This window comes from Sediminibacillus albus (assembly GCF_900101125.1).
Taxonomy (GTDB): domain Bacteria; phylum Bacillota; class Bacilli; order Bacillales; family Amphibacillaceae; genus Sediminibacillus; species Sediminibacillus albus.
In genome coordinates this window covers 157,739-178,832 of the sequence record NZ_FNFL01000007.1, presented here as the reverse complement: position 1 = coordinate 178,832, position 21,094 = coordinate 157,739, and the positions used below count along the sequence as shown (strand labels likewise).

Annotated in this window: 19 protein-coding genes; 12 read left to right on the top strand and 7 right to left on the bottom strand. The window is 41.7% G+C overall.

Annotation, left to right across the window (positions count from 1 at the left end; genetic code table 11):
- The first annotated feature begins 28 nt into the window (after positions 1–28).
- Entirely contained in the window at positions 29–1,036 is a 1,008-nt protein-coding gene (locus BLR93_RS15885) for a TIGR00341 family protein (RefSeq protein ID WP_093216692.1), read from the top strand.
- Positions 1,037–1,207: 171 nt separating this feature from the next.
- On the opposite strand, the gene BLR93_RS15880 is transcribed toward BLR93_RS15885, so the two are convergent.
- A complete protein-coding gene (locus tag BLR93_RS15880; protein WP_093216689.1) occupies positions 1,208–1,939 on the bottom strand; it encodes a BMQ_0737 family morphogenetic spore coat protein in 732 nt (243 codons plus the stop codon).
- A 228-nt stretch (positions 1,940–2,167) separates the two neighbouring features.
- Here BLR93_RS15880 and BLR93_RS15875 point away from each other — a divergent pair, with 228 nt between their 5' ends.
- Positions 2,168–3,469, top strand: a complete 1,302-nt coding sequence (locus BLR93_RS15875) for a hypothetical protein (RefSeq protein ID WP_093216687.1) — start codon at positions 2,168–2,170, stop codon at positions 3,467–3,469.
- Between the two features lie 90 nt (positions 3,470–3,559).
- Here BLR93_RS15875 and BLR93_RS15870 read toward each other — a convergent pair whose 3' ends face one another.
- On the bottom strand, positions 3,560–4,888 hold the full coding sequence (locus BLR93_RS15870) for a nucleotide sugar dehydrogenase (RefSeq protein WP_093216684.1): 1,329 nt from the start codon (positions 4,886–4,888) through the stop codon (positions 3,560–3,562).
- Positions 4,889–5,114: 226 nt separating this feature from the next.
- Between BLR93_RS15870 and BLR93_RS15865 the strand changes: the two genes are divergently transcribed.
- Genes BLR93_RS15865 through BLR93_RS15855 form a run of 3 tightly spaced genes read left to right on the top strand, consistent with a single transcriptional unit; the run spans position 5,115 to position 8,014 of the window.
- Positions 5,115–6,221, top strand: a complete 1,107-nt coding sequence (locus tag BLR93_RS15865) for a DegT/DnrJ/EryC1/StrS family aminotransferase (RefSeq protein WP_093216682.1) — start codon at positions 5,115–5,117, stop codon at positions 6,219–6,221.
- Complete coding sequence (locus BLR93_RS15860; RefSeq protein ID WP_093216679.1) at positions 6,218–7,306, top strand: Gfo/Idh/MocA family protein; 1,089 nt, start codon at positions 6,218–6,220, stop codon at positions 7,304–7,306. Before BLR93_RS15865 ends, BLR93_RS15860 begins: the two co-directional genes overlap by 4 nt.
- A complete protein-coding gene (locus BLR93_RS15855; protein WP_093216676.1) occupies positions 7,307–8,014 on the top strand; it encodes an N-acetyltransferase in 708 nt (235 codons plus the stop codon).
- Between the two features lie 76 nt (positions 8,015–8,090).
- Here BLR93_RS15855 and BLR93_RS15850 read toward each other — a convergent pair whose 3' ends face one another.
- A complete protein-coding gene (locus BLR93_RS15850; RefSeq protein WP_175559395.1) occupies positions 8,091–9,464 on the bottom strand; it encodes a glycosyltransferase family protein in 1,374 nt (457 codons plus the stop codon).
- Positions 9,465–9,665: 201 nt separating this feature from the next.
- Between BLR93_RS15850 and BLR93_RS15845 the strand changes: the two genes are divergently transcribed.
- The 5 genes from BLR93_RS15845 to BLR93_RS15825 all read left to right on the top strand — a co-directional run bounded on the left by BLR93_RS15845 (position 9,666) and on the right by BLR93_RS15825 (position 15,087).
- Complete coding sequence (locus BLR93_RS15845) at positions 9,666–11,081, top strand: NTTRR-F1 domain (RefSeq protein ID WP_175559394.1); 1,416 nt, start codon at positions 9,666–9,668, stop codon at positions 11,079–11,081.
- 182 nt (positions 11,082–11,263) lie between these two features.
- Positions 11,264–12,379, top strand: a complete 1,116-nt coding sequence (locus BLR93_RS15840) for a glycosyltransferase (RefSeq protein WP_093216674.1) — start codon at positions 11,264–11,266, stop codon at positions 12,377–12,379.
- 17 nt (positions 12,380–12,396) lie between these two features.
- Complete coding sequence (locus tag BLR93_RS15835; protein ID WP_093216672.1) at positions 12,397–13,344, top strand: NAD-dependent epimerase/dehydratase family protein; 948 nt, start codon at positions 12,397–12,399, stop codon at positions 13,342–13,344.
- Positions 13,345–13,576: 232 nt separating this feature from the next.
- Positions 13,577–13,885, top strand: coding sequence for a PadR family transcriptional regulator (locus BLR93_RS15830; protein ID WP_093216670.1), 309 nt, complete (start codon positions 13,577–13,579; stop codon positions 13,883–13,885).
- 11 nt (positions 13,886–13,896) lie between these two features.
- Positions 13,897–15,087, top strand: a complete 1,191-nt coding sequence (locus BLR93_RS15825; RefSeq protein ID WP_093216668.1) for a chromate transporter — start codon at positions 13,897–13,899, stop codon at positions 15,085–15,087.
- A 49-nt stretch (positions 15,088–15,136) separates the two neighbouring features.
- Here BLR93_RS15825 and BLR93_RS15820 read toward each other — a convergent pair whose 3' ends face one another.
- Both BLR93_RS15820 and BLR93_RS15815 read right to left on the bottom strand, forming a co-directional pair.
- Positions 15,137–15,685 (bottom strand): GNAT family N-acetyltransferase, encoded by a 549-nt coding sequence (locus tag BLR93_RS15820; RefSeq protein WP_093216664.1) that lies wholly within the window; start codon positions 15,683–15,685, stop codon positions 15,137–15,139.
- Between the two features lie 179 nt (positions 15,686–15,864).
- Complete coding sequence (locus BLR93_RS15815) at positions 15,865–16,728, bottom strand: STAS domain-containing protein (protein WP_093216660.1); 864 nt, start codon at positions 16,726–16,728, stop codon at positions 15,865–15,867.
- Between the two features lie 269 nt (positions 16,729–16,997).
- Between BLR93_RS15815 and BLR93_RS18420 the strand changes: the two genes are divergently transcribed.
- Together BLR93_RS18420 and BLR93_RS15810 are read left to right on the top strand one after the other, a co-directional pair.
- On the top strand, positions 16,998–17,132 hold the full coding sequence (locus BLR93_RS18420) for a hypothetical protein (protein ID WP_281241721.1): 135 nt from the start codon (positions 16,998–17,000) through the stop codon (positions 17,130–17,132).
- Positions 17,133–17,333: 201 nt separating this feature from the next.
- Complete coding sequence (locus BLR93_RS15810) at positions 17,334–17,969, top strand: FMN-dependent NADH-azoreductase (protein ID WP_093216657.1); 636 nt, start codon at positions 17,334–17,336, stop codon at positions 17,967–17,969.
- A gap of 67 nt (positions 17,970–18,036) precedes the next feature.
- Here the strand turns inward: BLR93_RS15810 and BLR93_RS15805 are convergent, their stop codons facing one another.
- A complete protein-coding gene (locus BLR93_RS15805) occupies positions 18,037–19,443 on the bottom strand; it encodes a SpoVR family protein (protein WP_093216655.1) in 1,407 nt (468 codons plus the stop codon).
- Positions 19,444–20,369: 926 nt separating this feature from the next.
- Positions 20,370–20,849 carry a PCYCGC motif-containing (lipo)protein gene (locus BLR93_RS15800; protein ID WP_245690177.1) on the bottom strand — a complete coding sequence of 160 codons (480 nt, stop codon included), beginning with the start codon at positions 20,847–20,849 and terminating at the stop codon, positions 20,370–20,372.
- Between the last annotated feature and the right edge of the window lie 245 nt (positions 20,850–21,094).

Genomic DNA, 21,094 nt, shown 5'->3' with positions numbered 1-21,094 from the left:
GGTGATTTATTAAAAAGGGGGCCATTGTATGAAACTGCAGCTGATTGAAGTCTATTTACCTAAGAAAAGCATGGAAAATTTTCATCAACAGCTCCAAGATTTATCAGTGGTGACACACTGGCATTCAGATGAATCAGAAAAGTACTCCCTTGTCCGCATTTTAGTAAAAGCCAGCCACTCAGAAGAAATATTGAATTTTTTGGAACTGAATGCAGAGTATAATGAGGAAATCAAAGCATTACTATTCAATTTGCAAACCTATATTCCCCGAATTGTAGAAGAAAAAGAGCAGGATGAAGATACAAAAGATGAACCATCCCCAAAAGCAGAGTTGATCCGTGCCAGCCGCCATGAATTATATAATGTTGTTCATACTTCTAGTGAAATCACGTATAGTTTTACCTGGTTTCTGCTACTGTCAGCAATAGTCGCCACTGTCGGCATTGTTAAAGACAGTCCGGCTATTGTCATTGGAGCAATGGTAATCGCACCTCTTATCGGACCATTCACCTCTGCAGCCTTCGCTTCTGTACTGGGGGATTTTATTTTAATGCGTCAATCTGTCATTACTTCTATGTATGGATTATCAATCCCCTTAATCATCGCTGCAATTTTTGGTTTTTTATTTACACTGCCCGCCAACAGCCAGGAATTTTTATCCCGTACCGATATCCAAATCATTGATATCGCTGTAGCCTTGGCTGCCGGAGCCGCCGGAGCCTTATCTTTTATTAAAAGGGCCTCAGAAGCTTTGGTTGGTGTTATGGTGTCTGTAGCCTTGTTACCTCCCGCCATCGTTTTAGGCATGATGGTGGGAGCTGCTTCCTGGCAAAACGCACTTACGCCTCTTTTATTGCTGCTTGTTAATGTTAATTCGATTATTCTCTCGGCCATCCTCGTATTTTGGCTGAGTGGCATCAAACCAGTAAACTGGCAAGAAATAAAAACGGCAAACACATCGAGAAAGTACTCCCTTATTTTCGTCGGGGTCATCATCCTTGTCCTATTCACCGCCATCTACCTCATCAAATTTTAGCCAGGAAAGCAGAGGACAGCCGGTAAATAACGCAGGATGCGGACCTGTTCCAGATAAAGGAAAGCCCAAAAAAACGTTTATCTAAAACCACGGCCAGACTTCGGTCTGGCCCATAGACAAATAAAAAAGCCATTCCTTATGAAAGGAACGGCTTGCCGCTAGTTGATATCTTTACCCATTATTCGTATCCTGACGGGTAAGTGTTGGGTGGGTAGTTGTAGCTCCGTGCTCGTTGTCATCGCAATTTCCAGGGAATAATACTGGACATTGTGGCGGAATAGTTGGAGTAGGGCATTGTTCTACTAAGACATCTCTTGGCTGGCAGAAATCTGCAACTAGTTCAATTGTCACATCAGCTAGAGATTGGACACTTTGACAAATGTTTAGGACAATATCGACACTTGTCAAGGCAGCTGCCACGCAGTTAACGTTAACACTGCAATCAAGATCAGATAATCTGACAGCAATTCTGGTTCCTTCTGGTGCACATAAGAATAGAGATTCCGGGATTTCAATCGTAATTGGCTCAGTTGTTTCCACAAATGGAGTTGTTCCAGTTAAACCGCTGAATTCTATGACCACAGAAAGGGTTTTGGTGAATGTAACTCTTTGTAGTGTAACCAGAGAACCATCGATGACGAAGGTTCTGTCTTCTCTTTCTCCCAGTTCATCGATTGTTATTTCTGCATTTGGCGGTAATTCTTCTCCAGTGTCCGGGTCTACTAAAAAACAAGTTGTAGTCAAATTGCTCACAGTAGGTCCGCACGGATCGATAGGTAACGCACCAAGAGCTGCAGCAAGTACATTTTGGCTCACATTAGCTTGTAAGATTACCCAATCGTAAACTTTTTCGGTGTTTATACAAAGAAGCTCTTGAGCTCCCTGCAAAGATTGGCTCTCCAAATTTATCGACTCCTTTTAATAATTTTTATTCAGTAACAAATTATGTTATAAACCCCGCCTTGCTACAGGTCAATAGTCTATTTCTAGTTATTTTGTTTAAAAAGGGCGTCTATCTAATTTGTTATAAGTGCTGATAATATACTATGATTACGCGCGGGTATTTGTCACACCCATGGAAAGCTGCTCATAATATATCTTATATATTATCGGTCTCGAGGTGATTTAATTGTGAAAAGTTATAGCAAAGAGGAGATCAATCACCTACTAACCCAGCAAAGAAAGTACAAGAAAATGATAAAAAGCTACCAGGATAATGACTTGAGCGCAGATTACCGGGAATTGCAAATGAAGTACGATCAACTGAAGAGGAGGCTGAATGAGCAGAGTGAATTGGAGCGAGAAACTAACTTGAAAGAACTTCAAGAAGAAAATAAGGAATTAAAAAAATCCCTGCAATCAAAGGAAAAAAAAATTACTGAACTCAAACAATTAACCGAACAAGGGAAAAGCACCTCACCTGTTCTCTCCCGGAAAGAAGAAAATGAACGCAATCATCCGACGGAAAACCTGGGGTTCGCTTTTTATAAACCTAAGAACGATATCACAAAAGCCGTTTTCAGCATCCTCTTACAGCAGCTATATTACTTGGATCAAAAAATGACAGATAACCTCAGCGATCAAATACAAAATGAATACGGAAAGGAGTTTAAACATATGATGGATGAGCAAAACCAAACCCGGAAACCGACTTCAACTTTTTTAAACAATATAAAAGAACCCGTCCCAACAAACAATAATCCTGCCCCACAACCTCCAAAAGAAAGTGCGCCACCCACCATCCACCAATCTCGGCAAGATGCTGAACAGTATAACTCTGCCTCTCCGCCACAAATGAAATTGATTGAGGAATTACAGACAGAAATTGCGGAGATGAAAGCATTAATAAAGGAAAAAGAACAAGCAAATCAGCAGAAAGCGGCGCCATCCCCAAAACCTAAAAGCGATTACTCTGCCGCTTATAAGCCGAAGCAGTTCAATTACAGGGACTTGCAAGGGGCTTCTGTTGTCCCGGTTATAGGTAAAAAAACGAGAAAAAATCATCCTACAGTGAACAAAAATAAGCTGTATGATAGTAAAGATAGTTCCCACCCGAAGGTCAATTCTAATAAACATACCCTGAACCAAAATACTTCTTCAAATACTGCCAGAAAACCGGAAACCGGGCAGACACACACTAAATCGTTGACTAAAAGTCCATCAGCTCCGACAAATGAAGGAGCCGAACAGCCAATATCCTTAAAAAGCCAAGAAGAAAAACAAAAATATATCAATAAAATAAATGAACAAGAGCAAGCAGCTGCAGTCGAACAAAAAGAGAAAGTTGCCCCAAAACCGTCGGCAGCACCGGCTAAGCCGCATGTTGAAAGGGCAACCTCACCGGAACCACCTGCCAAACCTGCACCAGCCAAAGCGGAGAATCAGACAGAAAAAAAATCCCTTTTCAAGTCCATTTGGGAAAAGATGATATAAAACGCAACTCGTGCATATAGTAAGCCTTCCTTATCGGCTAGTGATCTATAGCAAAAAAAACATCTCTTTCCATGGAAAGAGATGTTTTTGCTATAACGTAATATATTTCGCATTTTCCGGAAGATTTTGCTTAGCCCAAATATTTTTGATGTCTATGATAACACTTTTTTCATTTTTTAATAGTCTGGCAATTTCATCGGATGACATATCGATGAATTGCTGATGTGGTACTAATAATAAAACAATATCTGCTTTTTCCAGGTCTTTCCTATCCACTAAATCAACCCTATTATCAATCCTGAATTGTTCGGAATTAACGGTGGGGTCCCATACATTCAGGTGTAAGTCATACGCAGCCAACTGTTGCACGATTTCCAATGCTTTTGAATTTCTTATATCTGCTACATTTTCTTTGAATGTCACACCAAGGACAGAAATTTGGACATCCTCTGTTTTCAGCTTATTTTTAATAATGATATCAAGAACATATTGGGTGACAATGGCTGCCATCGAATCATTTACTCTTCTTGCTGATGCTAAAAAATCAGGGTGATAATCCATCATCTTCGCCTTGTGGATTAAATAATATGGATCAACACCTATACAATGCCCACCGACAAGACCGGGAGTGAATGGTAAAAAGTTCCACTTTGTTTTCGCCGCTTCTAATACATCAAAGGTATTAATTCCAACTTTATCGCAAATTAAGGAAAGTTCGTTCATAAGCGCAATATTGATGTCTCTTTGCGTATTTTCCAATACTTTTGAAGTCTCGGCTACTTTTATGGAAGCAGCTTTGAAAACAGGAGCCTGAATGACACTTTGATAAAGGTGGAATACCTTTTCCAATGTCGCTTCATCTTGAGCAGAAACAACCTTTTCAATGGTACGAAAGGTATGTTCTTTATCCCCTGGATTAATTCTTTCTGGAGAATAGGCAACAAAAAAATTTTCACCTGCTTTCATCCCTGAATACTCTTGAAGCACAGGAATGCAAGCTTCTTCAGTGGCACCAGGATATACGGTTGATTCATAAATCACCACAGCGCCTTCTTTAAGATGACTGCCGATCGTTTTTGAGGCAGCCAATAAATAAGTTAAATCAGGCTCCATATTTTTGTTGATAGGAGTAGGAACAGCAACAATGATAAAGTCGCAGACTTTCAAGCTATCTGCTTGGGATGTAAAATTTATTCCTGATTTCTTCAACTGCTCAGCCGCCGCTTCTCCTGTTACATCTATCCCTTTCTTTAGTGATTCTATCTTGCTTTTATCGACATCAAACCCAATTACAGGGTACTTTTCCGAAAAACCTATTGCTACTGGGAGACCGACGTACCCCAGTCCCACTACCCCTACAGTCGGCAGTGAATTGCTATATTTATTTGTTGTCGTTCCCTTCTTTTCCTCAACTTTCATTTTGATTTTCCTTTCATTTGTCTGTAAAGCTATTACTGTATATGAGGAAAAAAGAGATGCTGTGCAAATCTATCCTTAAAAAAGGCACTATTACTAGTTTTGATCAATAATTGGATAATAGATTTGTCCATTAAATAAGATGTCTGCCGTTACCCGATAAATGAACTTCCAATATTCTAATGTATAAGCTCATATAAAACGAACACTGAAGCAAAGGAGATTTAGAATGATTCCATTAATTAATTTAAAAAAACAATTCATCTCTATTCAGGAAGAAATTTTAGCAGATATCAGTCAGGTAATTGAAAGCGGCAGCTACATTTTGGGGCCAAAAGGAGAGGAGTTGGAAAAGCAAATTGCCGCAAGGGTTGGAACTACAGAGGCGATTGCTGTTGCCAATGGCACAGATGCTCTTGTCCTCACACTGGAGGCTTTAGGAATAGGAGAAGGCGATGAAGTTATTACCAGCCCGTTCACCTTTTTCGCCACCGCTGAAGCAATAACACGGACAGGAGCAACCCCAGTCTTTGTAGATGTTGATTCGGCGACCTTTAATATTAAGGCTGATACAATCGCCGATAAAATAACGCCCGCTACCAAAGCGATTATTCCCGTCCACTTATTCGGCCAGCCTGCCGATATGGACGCTATCATGACCACAGCATCCAAACATGGACTTAAGGTGATTGAAGACGCCTGTCAGGCCTTCGGAGCTCAATATAAAGAAAGGGAGGTCGGAGGCATTGGAGATGCTGCTTGTTTCTCGTTTTTCCCAACAAAAAATCTAGGAACTATAGGCGACGGCGGCATCATCACCACCTCAGATGAAGCACTTGCTTCAGAAATAAGAAAGTTGCGGGTGCATGGGAGCAACAGCAAATATTATCATGAGAAGTCAGGATATAACAGCCGGTTAGATGAAATTCATGCTGCTATCCTGTTAATTTGCCTAAAGTATATCGACCAATGGAATAGCCAACGGCGGTTAGCTGCTTCAAGGTACGACAATCAATTAGCTCAACTTAAAGGAATTGAAACCCCCTTTAAAAAAGCGGACCGAATGCACACCTATCATTTATATTCTTTAAAGGTTCATAATCGGGATAAAGCAGTCAGCTATTTAGCAAACGCCCAAATTGGCTCAGGGGTTTATTATCCGTGTTGTTTGCACCTGCAAGAGGCTTATCAGGACTTGGGTTATCAACAGGGGGATTTTCCAATTGCTGAGCAGCTTTCAGAGAGCTTGTTAGCTATCCCTATGCATCCCTTCCTGACTGAAGAAGAGCAGAATGAAGTTATTGCAGCGATTAAAGGAATGGATGATATATTATGAGCTACACCATTGGTTTAATCGGCTGTGGACATATTTCCCAAAAGCATTTAGACACAATTAGCAGATTAACAGAGGTGACATTGACAGCTGTCAGTGACGTGCAAGTACAGCGAATGGAGGCGGCAGCAAATGATTACCTGAGAAATACTGCCAGAACAGACACCATCAAACAATACAGCGACTATCATGAAATGCTTGAGGATTCAGCTATTGATATAGTTATTGTCGCTGTAATTAGCGGCCTTCATGCCCAAATAGCTATCGAAGCTCTCCAGCATGGTAAGCATGTGATCTTAGAAAAACCAATCGCCCTTTCCCTTAAGGAAGCAGACGATATTATCCGCCTTGCCGAAACAACTGGTAAACAAGTTTTAGTATGCCACCAACTGCGATACCGCCCACTGTTATCAAGAATTAAAACCTTGTTAGAAGAGGGATTACTCGGGGCTCCTTATCTAGGCGTTGCATCGATAAGAATCAATCGCTCCCACGATTATTATGCATCTGCTGGATGGCGCGGAAGCTGGGCAATGGATGGCGGCATGCTGGTGAACCAAGGTATCCATTTAGTTGACCTTTTGACTTGGTTTTTTGGTGACATGGAATCGATTTATGGAGAAATCGCTAACCAGGGAGATTATAAGGAAACGGAGGATGTTGCTTCAGGTATCATATCCTTCCAAAACAAAGCGAAGGGTGTAATCGAAGCAAATACAATCACACAGCCGAACAATATAGGGTACCACCTTTCGGTTTTTGCCGAGCACGGCACAATTAGCCTCGGTGGGCCTTCTTTAGACCAACTGGACAGGTGCTATATCAAAAACCATCCAGAAATCTCAGAAGAATTAATGGTTCTAGCCGAACAAAAAGATGAACACTTGTATATGTACAAAAATTTCATCGGAGCGCTGACAAATCAAAAGAAAAAAGTATTGGTAGATGGGAGAGAAGGAAAGAAAGCGTTAATGGCCATTTTTGGCCTTTACAAGTCACACCAATCAGGAAAGCCTGTTCCAGCTCCTCTCCCCTCTTTTTCTACTTTGGAAATGCAAAGTAAAAATAAAAAAACAGGAAGTGAGTAAATGATTCATTCAAGTGCTTTTATTGGAGAAAATGTATCACTAGGAGAGAATGTTGTCATTGAGCCCGATGTAATTATTGGAAATAACACCACAATCGGCAACTTTGTAGTCATTAAACAAGGGACTATTATTGGCAGCAATGTGTACGTGGGGGATTTAACTTCATTAGGAAAAACGCCATCTTCCAACAAAAAAATGGCCAGACACCCAGCCAAAGATATCCCCCCTTTACTGATTGACGACCAAGTAACCATTGGTAATCACTGTGTTATCTATAAAGGAAGCGTTATTCATAAAGGGATATTGATTGGAGACTTGGCAAGCATACGGGAAGGAGTAGAGATCCGGGAAGATAGTATTATAGGAAGAAATGCAATGGTCGAAAACAATACCTATATTGGGAAGCGTGTGACCATTCAGACAAGTTCATATATAACAGCTGATATGACCATCGAGGACGAAGTCTTCATCGGCCCCTGTTGTTCTTCCTCAAACGATAAATATATGGGAATGGGAAACTACGAGCATAAGGGTCCTACTTTAAAAAAGGGAGCGAAAGTAGGGAATAACGCTACCCTGCTTCCAAGTGTGACAATTGGAGAACGAGTCATTGTTGGGGCGGGGGCAGTAGTAACTAAAAATATAACGGATGATGACGTTGTGGCAGGGTCACCGGCAAAACCTTTAAATAAACGTAAGATTGTTTAGATTCTTGCTAAAGTCGGTCCGCCTTAGAAAAAAAAGCGAATCAACCAATGGTTCTTACACCATTGGTTGATTTGTATTATATGTTATGGCCAGCCATCCACTGATAGATTTTTAATAACTCTTTGCTATTTTGGACCATATTGTGATGGAGCTCTACATACCTTCTACCCCTCTCCCCTATTTCCATTAGCTGATCTTGATTGTTAAACACATGCTTCATTACCGCTTCAATCGTATCCGGGTTTGCAGAAATGATCGGTAAATTTTTTGGATACTTCTCCTTCATGAACTCGCTGATCCAGCATATAACCGGCTTCCCCATCGCCATCGCTTCTACTGCCAATAAGCCATAACTTCCGATATGCAGCTGATCGATAATTAGGTCAGCAGATTGATATTCTTGTTTAGCTTGTTCATGTGATAACCCTTGGATGAGTTTAAATTCAAAGGTGTACTCCTGTTTCAATTTCTCCATTGCTTCCAATATAAACGGTGTACCCTTAACTGCCGGAGAAGTGGGGGCATGGACGATCTTCAGCTTTTGCTGTGTTTTATCGGATTTTATTTCCAGCGGGCGGTATATTTGCAAATCAATCATTAATGGTACAATAAATACTTTTTCATAAAACTTTTCAACATATTGACGCATCTCCTCGTCAGCAACAATACAATAGGGGATTTTCCCCGACAAATAAGCAAGCTTATCAGCCAGCCACTTCTCATTAGTTATTTTTGCTTTGGCATACGGATTAGTTTTCAAGGCTGAAGATAGTAATCGGACATCGCTTCCCCAATGATGCATAATGATTTGCTTGTTGTGCTGCTTAATTAAATCAAGATCGGAGTTATCAAGGGTAAGTGTCCTGCCAAAATGAAAATGAAATAAATCATAATAAGGGAGCAAATCAAAGGCCAATTTTTTGAGCTTCTCATTTAACTCGCTAGTGTTCGTTTCTCTACTGATAGGCCAGGTGTAATCCGACGTATAGCCTAAATAATACGGGTAATAGTTTAGTGTATCATTTTGATGCCCTAATCTTTTGATCCCTTTACCAATAGTATTCATTTGATTAGCAATTTCCATCGTTCCCTGTAAAACCTTTAATTTAGTGTGATTGCTGGATGAATTGGCTAATAAATCGTTATCCTTTTGGGTAACTCCTGCTTCTTTTTGGCCCTCATGATTTATTGAAGTCCCCCTGTTTAACGATTTGTTTACCAGTCCCATCAACGACAAAAGCTTTTCACTTTCCGGGAAATCATACAGACCTCTCCAGCACCATAACCACGCTTCCTGCAGACGCTTTCTGTTTATTTCTCTTAGTGCATTCAGAGAGTAAAAGTCAGAGTTATGAGTTTGACCGCTTTCCAACCCATGTAAAAGGTTTTCGACCTGTTCCATACTTTTCACCTTAACTAATTTTAAAGCCTCATTACCGATAGAAAACATGTGATTACTCCTCCCTTCCACCTATTTAATTGTATGTGATTTTGTTATTGGAGTTGATTTCCCCCAGGATTTTAATAAAAATGTGCTTTCGTTAAGTAGCAATAGCCTGAACAAGCTTCAAAATCGCACATAGTATATTGTGAGTTTCATTACTAGAAAAGCTAGTTTTGAAATAACTTGATGGATGGGAGGAAAATAAACTTGTCACTCAACGATCTTATCGTTAATAGCAGCTTTGAGACTGGTGACCTCACAGGTTGGAGTGCGTTTAACACTACGGTTGTTACCGGACCAGCACACTCTGGAACTCATGCTGCAAGATTAGCTGGCGGCGCTGCCCAGGCTTCGCTTTCCCAAACAGTTCCCGCAACTGCCGGAGAAAGCTACGAGCTGTTAATATCTCTTTCTAAAACTACTGCTCGCCCTAGTCCGGTAATCAACATTCAAGTTCTGTTTCTAAACGCAGCTAATGTCGTAGTGGGCACCGGTTTAGATGTAGAAATATTTTATAACAACATTCCTTTTGTCGAAAATAGTACCTGGCATAATTTCTACCAAAATACCGATGATGCTCCTGCCGGAACTACCCAAGCACAAGTAATCATAAGCAAACCTATAAGCGCGCTTACTGCACCTAGTGTACTAGTCGATGATGTAGAATTACTTGAGGCTGAAGGAAATGGAGACGCAGGGCCGACTGGACCTATTGGACCTACGGGTGCTACCGGACCTACTGGAGCCACTGGACCTACGGGTGCTACGGGTGCTACCGGACCTACTGGAGCCACTGGACCTACCGGAGCCACTGGACCTACGGGTGCTACTGGACCTACGGGTGCTACTGGACCTACTGGAGCCACTGGACCTACGGGTGCTACTGGACCTACTGGAGCCACTGGACCTACGGGTGCTACTGGACCTACCGGAGCCACTGGACCTACTGGGCCGACCGGACCGACTGGAGCCACCGGACCTACCGGAGCTACTGGACCTACCGGAGCCACCGGACCTACGGGTGCTACTGGACCTACCGGAGCTACTGGTCCTACGGGTGCTACTGGACCTACTGGAGCCACTGGACCTACGGGTGCTACGGGTGCTACTGGTGCTACTGGTGCTACTGGTGCCACCGGACCTACGGGTGCCACTGGTGCTACTGGTGCCACCGGACCTACGGGTGCCACTGGTGCTACTGGTGCTACCGGACCTACCGGAGCCACTGGACCTACGGGTGCTACTGGACCTACTGGAGCCACTGGACCTACGGGTGCCACTGGTGCTACTGGTGCTACCGGACCTACTGGAGCTACCGGACCTACTGGAGCTACTGGTGCCACTGGAGCTACCGGACCTACGGGTGCTACCGGACCTACTGGAGCCACTGGACCTACCGGAGCCACTGGACCTACTGGTGCTACGGGACCTACCGGAGCCACCGGACCTACTGGTGCTACGGGACCTACCGGAGCCACCGGACCTACGGGTGCTACCGGACCTACCGGAGCCACTGGACCTACCGGAGCCACTGGAGCTACTGGAGCTACTGGAGCTACTGGTGCTACCGGACCTACTGGACCTACTGGACCTACTGGACCAACTGGACCTACTGGACCATAATTTTTTCGGAAAAGGTGTTGGTAACCAACACCTTTTCCCTTTATTCCTATTTGTATATTTGTATAGGTTGGATGCCTTTTTTCTTTTCATAGGTTTTCATCCAAGCCATTCACCTGTTGCGAAAATATGCTAAAAATAAACAGAAATATAAATGAATTTCTTATAGCGAGAGGAGAGAAAAAATGGTTTCTATTAGTTTATGTATGATAGTAAAAAATGAAGAGGAAGTTTTAGGAAGATGTCTGGAAACGGTGAAAGATATAGTTGATGAGATTAATATAGTTGATACCGGATCAGAAGACAAGACAGTAGAAATAGCTAAACAATATACAGACCGAGTATTTTTCTTTGAATGGATCGGTGATTTTGCCGCAGCACGAAATGAATCATTCAAACATGCCACCAAGGATTATATTCTTTATTTAGATGCTGATGATGTCCTCCTGGAAGCGGATCAGGAAAAACTAAAACAGTTAAAAGAAAGCCTGGATCCGTCCGTTGATTCTGTTTCCATGTATTATAATGCCGGAACAGACGAATATGGCAATGTTACCCTCCAATACCGAAGAAACCGGCTTATCAAAAGAAGCAAAAACTTCAAGTGGAAAGGTGATTGCCATCAATATCTTGAAGTATATGGAAACATTATTAACTCTGATATTGCGGTTACGCATAAAAAAATCCGCCATTCCGTAGGAAGGAATTTATCAATTTACGGCAAAAAACTTGAACGAGGCGATGAATTTTCTCCGCGGGATTATTTTTATTATGGGAATGAATTACGAGAAAACGGCCATTATGAGCAAGCTATTGAAAGTTACCAAAAAAACATCGCCATGAAAGAAGGCTGGATTGAAGATAAAGTGTATGCTTGCATAAACAAAGCGGATTGCTACCGGTTTCTCGGTGATACCGATAACGAGTTATCCTCGCTGTTTGAATCGTTTAAGTTTTCCAAGCTGCCTCGACCAGAAACATGCAGTCGAATCGGTTATAATTTACAACGCCAGCGCGATTACAAATCGGCCGTTTATTGGTATGAGTTAGCTACCACGCTAGAAATTGATCCAAACAAATGGAGTTTCACATATCCTGCCTACTCGACATGGTATCCGCACTTGCAAATGTGTGTCTGCTATTACAACCTTCAGGACTTCCAAAAGTCGTATGAACACAATGAGAAAGCAAGAGATTACCGACCGGATGATGAAAAGATATTATTTAATAAAGAATTATTGGAAACAAAGCTCGGCATTAATAAGGACAGCAATGAAATTACCGGGACAACAACGGAGTAGATGGGGGTGGCTAAACAATGTCCTATGGAAATGTGCTAATTACAGGAGGCGCTGGATTTGTGGGTTCTCAACTAATTGCAGGCCTTCTCCCCAAAGCTGACCATATTTACGTAATCGATGATTTATCTACAGGTAACATTTTATCTATTCCGTCTTCCGATAAAATTTCCTTCTATCAAACCTCGATTATCGATGAAGAAACACTTAATACAGTCCTGCCTAAAGTAGATTATATATTTCATTTAGCTTGCCGAAATTTACTGCTATCTGTCGAAGATATGGAGGCAGACTTCCATACAAATTTATACGGCGGTTTTTTACTGTTACAGAAAACAAAGGAACTAAACCCTAACATCAAAAGGTTTATCTATACTTCAACTGCCTCTGTTTACAACAATGCTGACATTCTTCCTACACCAGAACACTACTATAATATATCCTTGCCCTATGCTGCCAGTAAATTTTCTATGGAGCATTATTGCCATGTTTATCAATCCATTTCACAGCTTCCGGTAACGATATTAAGACTTTCCAATCTTTACGGACCAGGCCAATTAGCGGCTAATCCTTATTGCGGGGTGGTGGCCAAGTTTTTTGATTCTGCCATGAAGAAGCAACCATTAGTAATTTACGGTGATGGTGAACAAACCCGCGATTTCACCTATATCAAGGATGGGATTCAAGCAATCTTACTTGCAGCAACCCATCCAGCTGCCGTCGGAAATGTTTACAATGTCGGAACAGGGAAAGAAACAAAAATTTCTCTTCTAGCAGAACTTATTATGGACGTTACCAAAGAAAGCACAGAGATCCATTTTGCGCCTGAAAGGATGATAGATACAGTAAGAAACCGCTGCCTCGATGCAGGTAAGATAGAAAGCGAGCTAAACTGGGAGCCGCAATTTTCGTTAAGAGAAGGGTTAACAAAAACTCATCACTGGATAACAGAGGGAGTAAGCGGTTAGTGTATAGGCACTGGTAAATCCAGTGCTTTTTTATTTGGCTTTCCTGCTTTCGTTCCATTCTGTTTCCTTCCCTTAACCCTAATAATCATTTCAAATAGATAACACACCTTTCGCCTCCCTAATATGTAGCGTTTGTAAAGATTTCCTTATACAGATTGCATATATCAACAAGGAATTTTATAATGAAATCGAATTTCGATATTGGTCTTCGATATCAAAGGGGGAAATAAGCTTGGAGGAAAAGATCTTACGTAAGCTCTTTCTCGGGTTTATCCAGATACATATTTTACATCATGCCCAAGAACAGCCTGTTTATGGCGTATGGATGCTGCAGGAACTTAAAGAACACGGCTATCAGATCAGTGCCGGTACGCTGTACCCCATCCTCCATAACATGGAAAAGGATGGCCTGCTAGCTAAAGAGAACAGAAAAGTAAAAGGGAAAATCCGCAAGTATTACACAGCTACCGATAAAGGTAAAAATGTTTTAACAGAAGCAAGAAGCAAGGCATATGAACTCTTTAGAGAAATTAATGAATAGAAGGTGATTATATGAACGGGAAACAAGAAAATAAATGGATGAATCTATGGGAACTATTCCTGCTATCGACTCGTCTTGGCCTGACATCGTTTGGCGGCCCGATTGCCCACTTAGGTTACTTCCATGAAGAATATATTCGCAGAAAAAAATGGCTGGATGAAAAAAGCTACGCTGACCTTGTTGCCCTTTGTCAATTTTTGCCTGGTCCCGCAAGCTCACAAGTTGGAATGGGCATTGGCATGGTTCGCGGAGGTTTAATCGGCGGCATTGTTTCCTTTCTTGGTTTTACATTGCCGTCCGTTATTGCACTAATTTTATTTGCCCTTTTTCTCAATAATTATAATCTGGCAGAGGCGGGAGCAATCCGAGGCCTGAAAATTGTCGCTGTGGTCGTCGTCGCGCACGCTATCTTAGGTATGGCTAAGAAACTCACCCCTGATTTACAACGTAAAATGTTGGCCTTGCTCGCTGTCGTAGGAACACTTATTTGGCAAACCACTTACACACAGATTTTCATTATATTGGCGGCTGCATTGATCGGGTTATTCTTATTTAAAAATGAAGTGGATATAGAGGAATCGCACATTAGTATTCCCGTGTCCCGTACAAAAGCAACCATCTGTTTGACCTTATTTTTTGGATTGCTTATCCTGCTGCCGATTATAAGAGAAAGCACTGCCTTATCCTGGATTGCTATACTCGACAGCTTTTACAGATCGGGAGCATTGGTTTTTGGCGGCGGTCATGTGGTTTTGCCTTTACTCGAAAGAGAGTTTGTTCCTGCGGGCTGGTTGACAGAACAACAATTTTTAGCTGGTTACGGAGCTGCTCAGGCAGTTCCCGGTCCTTTATTTACATTCTCCTCCTATCTGGGAGCAGTTATCGGTGGATGGAAAACAGGACTGCTGGCAACCTTTGCAATATTTTTACCCGGATTTTTGCTTATCGCCGGCACTATTCCGTTTTGGAGTCAGCTCCGCCGTAACCCTAAAATCAAAGGGGCATTAATTGGTGTAAACGCAGCAGTGGTCGGTATCCTTATTTCTGCCTTTTATCAACCGATTTGGTCGTCCTCCATCTTAAACGCCCATGATTTTGCCTTTGCCGCCGTCTTATTCAGTATGCTGGTGTATTGGAAATTGCCGCCATGGATAGTGGTATTGTCGGGTGCAGTCGGCGGTTGGCTGCTGGGATTGTTGTAAATGATTCAAAAGCAATAAAGAGCCTGTTTAAACCGGCTCTTTATTGCTTTTAATGTTTCTCCTGCCATTCTTCTGCTAGCATTCCATAAACGACATGATCCACATAATGGTCATAAAGCCACTCTGCCTGCCTAATACAGCCTTCTTCTTTAAAATTTAACTTCTCGGGAATAGCTCTGCTTTTTACATTCTCGGCAGCTGCCCTAATCTCTACCCGGTTTAAGGCAAGCCTGTTAAAAGCATAATTTGTCAACGCTCGCACTGCCCGAAGCATTATCCCTTTGCCCTGGTATTTTTGTCCTAGCCAGTAGCCGATGGAAACGCTTTTATTTGTCCAGTTAATTTCATGATAGCCAGCAACGCCTGCAATTTCGTTTTTATATAAGATAACAGTGGTCATGCTTTTATTTTCAGCAAAGCTGCGCAGCCCTGCCTGAATAAATTCTTTGGTATCTTCAGGCTTACTGGTTCCATCTACCCATCTCAAAAACGTGCGTAAAGATTCCCTCGAGCTGTCTGTCAGTTCAAAGACCTGTTCAGCATCCCCTAGTTCAATTAGCTTTAGTTCCATCTCTTCGTCGACTTTGTATGTAAACATAGCCATCCCCCTTTTAAGACCTGTATTTCCAGCAATACCATCTATCGATTTTTTTAGTTTACCATAATCCAACTATTGTTCAATTGAAAATTCAAATAAAGACTTACCCAATAGGTAAGCCTCTAGTTGCAGCCAGCGATTACCTCATTAGCGGCAAACATGCCGCATATCTTGTGCTGTCATACTTCTTCATTGCTGGAAATATGTAACCCTGCCGTCAATAATGCCTGTTTTAATGTACTAAAGGTACCTGTACTGTTAAACTCGATTCCTAATTGAATTGCGGTTTGAGCGACCTCCGGCCGAATACCCGAAATTGTCGATTTAACTCCGAGAAGCTTAAGTATGCCGGTTAATTGATAAATTTGATGAGCAATCATCGTATCGATTGTCGGCATTCCCGATAAATCAATAAATATATGTTCTGCTTGTATTTCCACACACTTCTCTGGGATGGTTTCAATGATGAATTTTGCGCGGTAGGAATCCAATTCTCCGATAAGAGGCACGATAGCCATATTTTCGAAGACGGGGATGATAGGAGTGCTTAATTCATGGATTAATTCCTGTTGGGAAAACAGCCTTTGCTTGGTGATCCTGTAGTACACCTCTGAAAAACGGCTTATCAGCCGATTAAACGCCGAGTGAATCAGTCTGTTCCATTTCAACACATCTTCTTTTCTTACCAACTCATCGTTTTCTTCGATGAAATGGATGACAAATTCCATAAATACTGATTCTGCTTTATTAACAGCTTCAATAACTTCATAAATGGGTGTATCAGAGTTTACTCTGCTTTCTCCGATAGTTTTCGCCCACTCATCGACGGATTCGTTTAATGTTTCTTCATCTCTTAGAAGGGTGCTTGAGACGGTTTCAACCGTCAGCCTGTTCTGATCGCGAAGCATTTTTTCGACATCCCCATCCGTATTCACCGAATAAATGGACCCCTCCGTTTTTTCCCTTGTACTCAGCCACTTATCTGTCATTAAGGAGGTATGATCAATTAAATATTGATACAACATTTCATCTTGTTTTGTCATCTTTCACTACTCCTCTAAAAAATTCAAACTAATCAAATCCTTCATTTGACCGAAAGTTATCCGATTCGCAAATATTGTCTACCTGTAAGTGTATCATAGATAATAAAAGAGTTAAAAAAAGAGCTTTGTGCCGCTAAAACATGCTTATCTTAACTTCCCGAGAATAGCTCAAATAGTATAAATTGAAACAAATCGGTGAAAAATAAGTTGAAACAACATTGTAACCGCTTTCTGGTATAATGATATAAAGATGACAAGGAGGTTTGTTTATGAGCCAAAAGCCCTTACACTATGATGGAAGTGGACCAATAACCAAAAATAGCAGCCCAACCGATTCCAAGCCCTTTATTATTACGGATGAGGCAAGGAAAAACATAAGCGGAAATCCATATACCTTAAAATAGAATAAAGAAGAAACTTAAGGACTTGTCGTATAAAACAAGTCCTTTTTTTATAAAATAAGATTGTTTGATTGACATATCCATAGCTTTTCCGATATATTTACCTGCGAACCAAATATCTTTATTTCAAGATAGTTGATTGAAAATTAGTTAGTTTCTACTGACTAAAATAAATTTCCCGAAGACAGAAAGGTGAGTTTTTGAATGGCTAAAGTATTATACATCACAGCACATCCACATGATGAAACATTGTCGTACAGCATGTCAGCAGCAAAAGCATTTATTGAGACTTATAAGGAAGTTAATCCGGATGATGAAATTATACCGATGGATTTATATAAAGAAAATATTCCGTATATTGATGCTGATGTTTTTCAGGGCTGGGGAAAATTACAGTCTGGCAAAGGATTTGAAGAGCTTTCTGAAGGAGAACAAGCCAAGGTTGGACGTCTTTCCGAGTTGAGTGAGCAGTTTATTCAGGCAGACAAATACATTTTTGTCACCCCTTTATGGAACTTCTCCTTTCCGCCTTTAATGAAAGCATATATTGATTCCGTAGCAGTTGCAGGAAAAGCGTTCAGATATACAGAGGATGGCCCTGTAGGCCTGTTAACTGATAAAAAAGCGCTGCATATTCAAGCGCGCGGCGGCATTTATTCGGAGGGACCTGCAGCTGCCATGGAAATGGGACACCGTTATTTAAGCATTATCATGGATTTCTTTGGGGTCCCTTCTTTTGAAGGATTGTTCATCGAAGGCCATGCAGCGATGCCGGAAAAAGCAGAAGAAATCAAAGAAAACGCGATTGTCCGTGCCAAAGAATTGGCGCACACATTTTAATTATCAATAAAATGGCAGACATAATGTCTGCCATTTTTAATGAAACGGAATTGCCGTCGATAAGGAATCACAAGTACTTTTTGTATACTTTATTTCCTTCATAGCTAAACAGAGCGCCTTTAGCTTCTACTACTGTTTCCATATGAACATTTCTGCCCCACAATTGATAAATATAAGGAAGCGTCTTCTCCAAATAGGATAAATCCAATTCTACGCCTTCATAATGATGCTTTAAGTATAATTCACCATTTTTCAGGTAATCACCATTCTGTACCGTTATATAAGGGAACCCACCATTGACTCGCATCGTAATCAGCTGATCCCTGACAGCTTCCCAATTCTTATCAGTTATCTTATACTCATGGCCCTGCTTCTGAAACAAGTAAAGATCTTCCCGGTGTACCAAGTCTCTTGTCAAATAGTTACGGATGAATGAAATATCGGACTCTATTTCTCTAACTTCAAATATTTTTTCCCTTCCCTTGCCGGGTTCCGCTCCCCACCTTTTCATCTCCTGTGAAGGGTTGTTAAAACGTTCTTCAATATCCTCAAACATCTTCACTCCAAGGTAATAGGGATTGATTTGCGTTTTGGAAGGCTGTACAACCCCTGCATTCAACTTAGCAAACTCAATCGATTCATCACTGGACAAGTTCATTTCCCTGAGGATGCGCTGATGCCAATAGGAAGCCCACCCTTCGTTCATGATTTTTGTCTCCAGCTGCGGCCAGAAATAAAGCATTTCCTCACGCATCATCGTGAGAATGTCCCGCTGCCAATCCTCCAATGTCCGGCTATATTCCTCGATGAATAGCAACAAGTCTTTTTCCGGCTTTGGCGGAAATGCCTTTTTCTTTTTAGCCGGATTAATACTTGTTCTATTTACGTCTATGCTCCATAAATCATCATATGGCGTCACCTTGGCAGGAAGCTCCTCTTCTTCCTCATCTTTTTCCCATTCTAAATGGGGTTTGATCAGCCGAGGATCAATATGTTCCTGGATAGCCAGAACAGCATCGAGGAAAGCTTCTACTTCAGCCTGACCGTGCTCTTTTTCATAAGCAGCAATTCGCTCGGCTGTCGCGGACATACTTTCAACCATATCTTTATTGGTATTCCTGAACCGCGCATTGTTTTTAAAAAAATCGCAATGGGCGAGGACGTGGGCAACAATTAATTTATTTTGAATTAAACTATTGGAATTAAGCAGGAAGGCATAACAAGGATTGGAATTGATTACGAGCTCATATATCTTACTTAGCCCTAAATCATATTGCAGCTTCATTTTATGAAATTGTTTGCCAAAACTCCAATGCGAGAACCGGGTCGGCATTCCATAAGCGCCAAATGTATAGATAACTTCTGCCGGGCATATCTCATAACGCATTGGATAAAAGTCCAAGCCAAATCCTTTTGCTATTTCGGTTATCTCATCAATCGCTCTTTCCAGCGAGTCCTGCTCCGCTTGTTTCAAAGACGATCTCCCCTTTTTGGTGGTGTTACCTCAATATATGAACAAGACAGGGAGATGATGAAAATAAAAGGCTGACGGCACGTATCGTTTACTTACCGGACTCGCCTGTATGGAGAAGCTTCTTTTCGGGTATTTTGCATGGAGGATCGAGTGAAACCAAGTGGTATCTCCCCTCGAGGGAAGAACAAAAAATTTGCCGAAAAACCCCTCAGGTTCTCTTCAAGCAAAAGTGTTTGGAACAAAAGGCTAAAAGCCAAAGAAAAATCGAACGATGATTCGAATAATATTCAAACTCGCTCGATTTTTCTTTCCTACTATTTAAGATAACCTGCGGACACAGGTACAACTCTATTTTTTTCCTTCTAACAAAGTTAGGTGCCGGCAGAATACTTCGCTTTCCGTGGGGACGGCTTCAGCCTCCTTGAAAATAAAGGAGCCATTTTCTGCGTGTGATGAGTCGCTGCCGAAGCCTTTCTTGTCCTCTGAAGCAAAAAGCGGCTTCTTACGGGGCTTCAAACTCGTATTGTTTCCACTGGAGTCTACCTATACCTATACTGCCTGCGCTTATACGGCTGTTCTTACTACCTTGCATGACGACACCGCTGCGGAAATACACTACGCTTTCCGCGGGCGGCTGGTGAGCCTCCTCGAGCTTGCGCTCTGCGGGGTCCCACCTAGGCCTTCCCTCCCGCAGGAGTCTCCGTGGATTTCCTCCACTGAGTCTGCGTTCTGTTTTCAGAAGAACACAAATGCTTATGGTTTACTTGATATCGCGCCGTACTAGCGCTTTTCCGATACTACTGTTCCAACGCCATTTATATTCCCTTGCGCCATCAATCGAATGCTTGAAGATGGCCTGTTAAAACTTCATAAGCTGTTATCGTTCGATTTTTGCAAGTGGATGTATGTTATGCCCAGCCACTATTTTATATTTCTGGAGTAGGCGTTGGTTCTGGATAACCTTTTCCTTGATAAGTATTATCGATATGTTCGCGGATTGCCGAAATTTCTGTTCCATTATTATATTCCTTAATCGAATATACCGCTGTGTCAATACATACTTGGCAAGCCATCCCGTGTGTATCCCAAGTAACTTCTCCATTCTCTTTTTTCTCATAGACAAAGCAGTCATAATTGTCCTTGTGGCCGACAGCATCGTCACTGCACCCACAATAGCATGGAATATGCTCGAGTAGTTGTTTATGTTCGGCAGCTGTCTGATAAACCAATTGTAAGTCTTCAGAAGCCTTGCTTAAAAATTGAGGAAGTTCATCGGTGCTTGCTGTCATTTCATGATTAGGAGCCAGATTTTCTGCCCGGCTTTGTTTTTGTTGCTCGTTGCTGCAGGCGGCCAGCGCTAGCAGTGCAAGCAATAATACAATTCCATATATACTTGCTTTTCTCAAAGTTCTCACTCCTTTATTCGCTAATTATAAGCCATCTTAAGCATTTTGCGGCAAAAAAGGATCAACTTTCATGAAACCGTCACAAAGAGGTTGGGACAAAAGGATAGTGGCCAAAGCAAAAATCGAACGATGATTCGAAATCCTTAACATTCGAACTCGTTCGATTTTTCTTTTCTACTATTTAATATAACCTGCGAACACAGTTGGTGCTTAACTTGGGCAGGCAGTGTACTTCGCGGTAAATT

Excerpts from the sequence above, each read along its gene's own strand:
- BLR93_RS15810 (WP_093216657.1), top strand. The coding sequence starts at position 17,334 with ATGGCTAAAGTATTATACATCACAGCACATCCACATGATGAAACATTG.
- BLR93_RS15885 (WP_093216692.1), top strand. The coding sequence starts at position 29 with ATGAAACTGCAGCTGATTGAAGTCTATTTACCTAAGAAAAGCATGGAA.
- BLR93_RS15825 (WP_093216668.1), top strand. The coding sequence starts at position 13,897 with ATGAACGGGAAACAAGAAAATAAATGGATGAATCTATGGGAACTATTC.
- BLR93_RS15840 (WP_093216674.1), top strand. The coding sequence starts at position 11,264 with ATGGTTTCTATTAGTTTATGTATGATAGTAAAAAATGAAGAGGAAGTT.
- BLR93_RS15820 (WP_093216664.1), bottom strand. The coding sequence starts at position 15,685 with ATGTTTACATACAAAGTCGACGAAGAGATGGAACTAAAGCTAATTGAA.
- BLR93_RS15850 (WP_175559395.1), bottom strand. The coding sequence starts at position 9,464 with ATGTTTTCTATCGGTAATGAGGCTTTAAAATTAGTTAAGGTGAAAAGT.
- BLR93_RS15815 (WP_093216660.1), bottom strand. The coding sequence starts at position 16,728 with ATGACAAAACAAGATGAAATGTTGTATCAATATTTAATTGATCATACC.
- BLR93_RS15835 (WP_093216672.1), top strand. The coding sequence starts at position 12,397 with ATGTCCTATGGAAATGTGCTAATTACAGGAGGCGCTGGATTTGTGGGT.
- BLR93_RS15855 (WP_093216676.1), top strand. The coding sequence starts at position 7,307 with ATGATTCATTCAAGTGCTTTTATTGGAGAAAATGTATCACTAGGAGAG.
- BLR93_RS15870 (WP_093216684.1), bottom strand. The coding sequence starts at position 4,888 with ATGAAAGTTGAGGAAAAGAAGGGAACGACAACAAATAAATATAGCAAT.
- BLR93_RS15865 (WP_093216682.1), top strand. The coding sequence starts at position 5,115 with ATGATTCCATTAATTAATTTAAAAAAACAATTCATCTCTATTCAGGAA.
- BLR93_RS18420 (WP_281241721.1), top strand. The coding sequence starts at position 16,998 with ATGAGCCAAAAGCCCTTACACTATGATGGAAGTGGACCAATAACCAAA.
- BLR93_RS15860 (WP_093216679.1), top strand. The coding sequence starts at position 6,218 with ATGAGCTACACCATTGGTTTAATCGGCTGTGGACATATTTCCCAAAAG.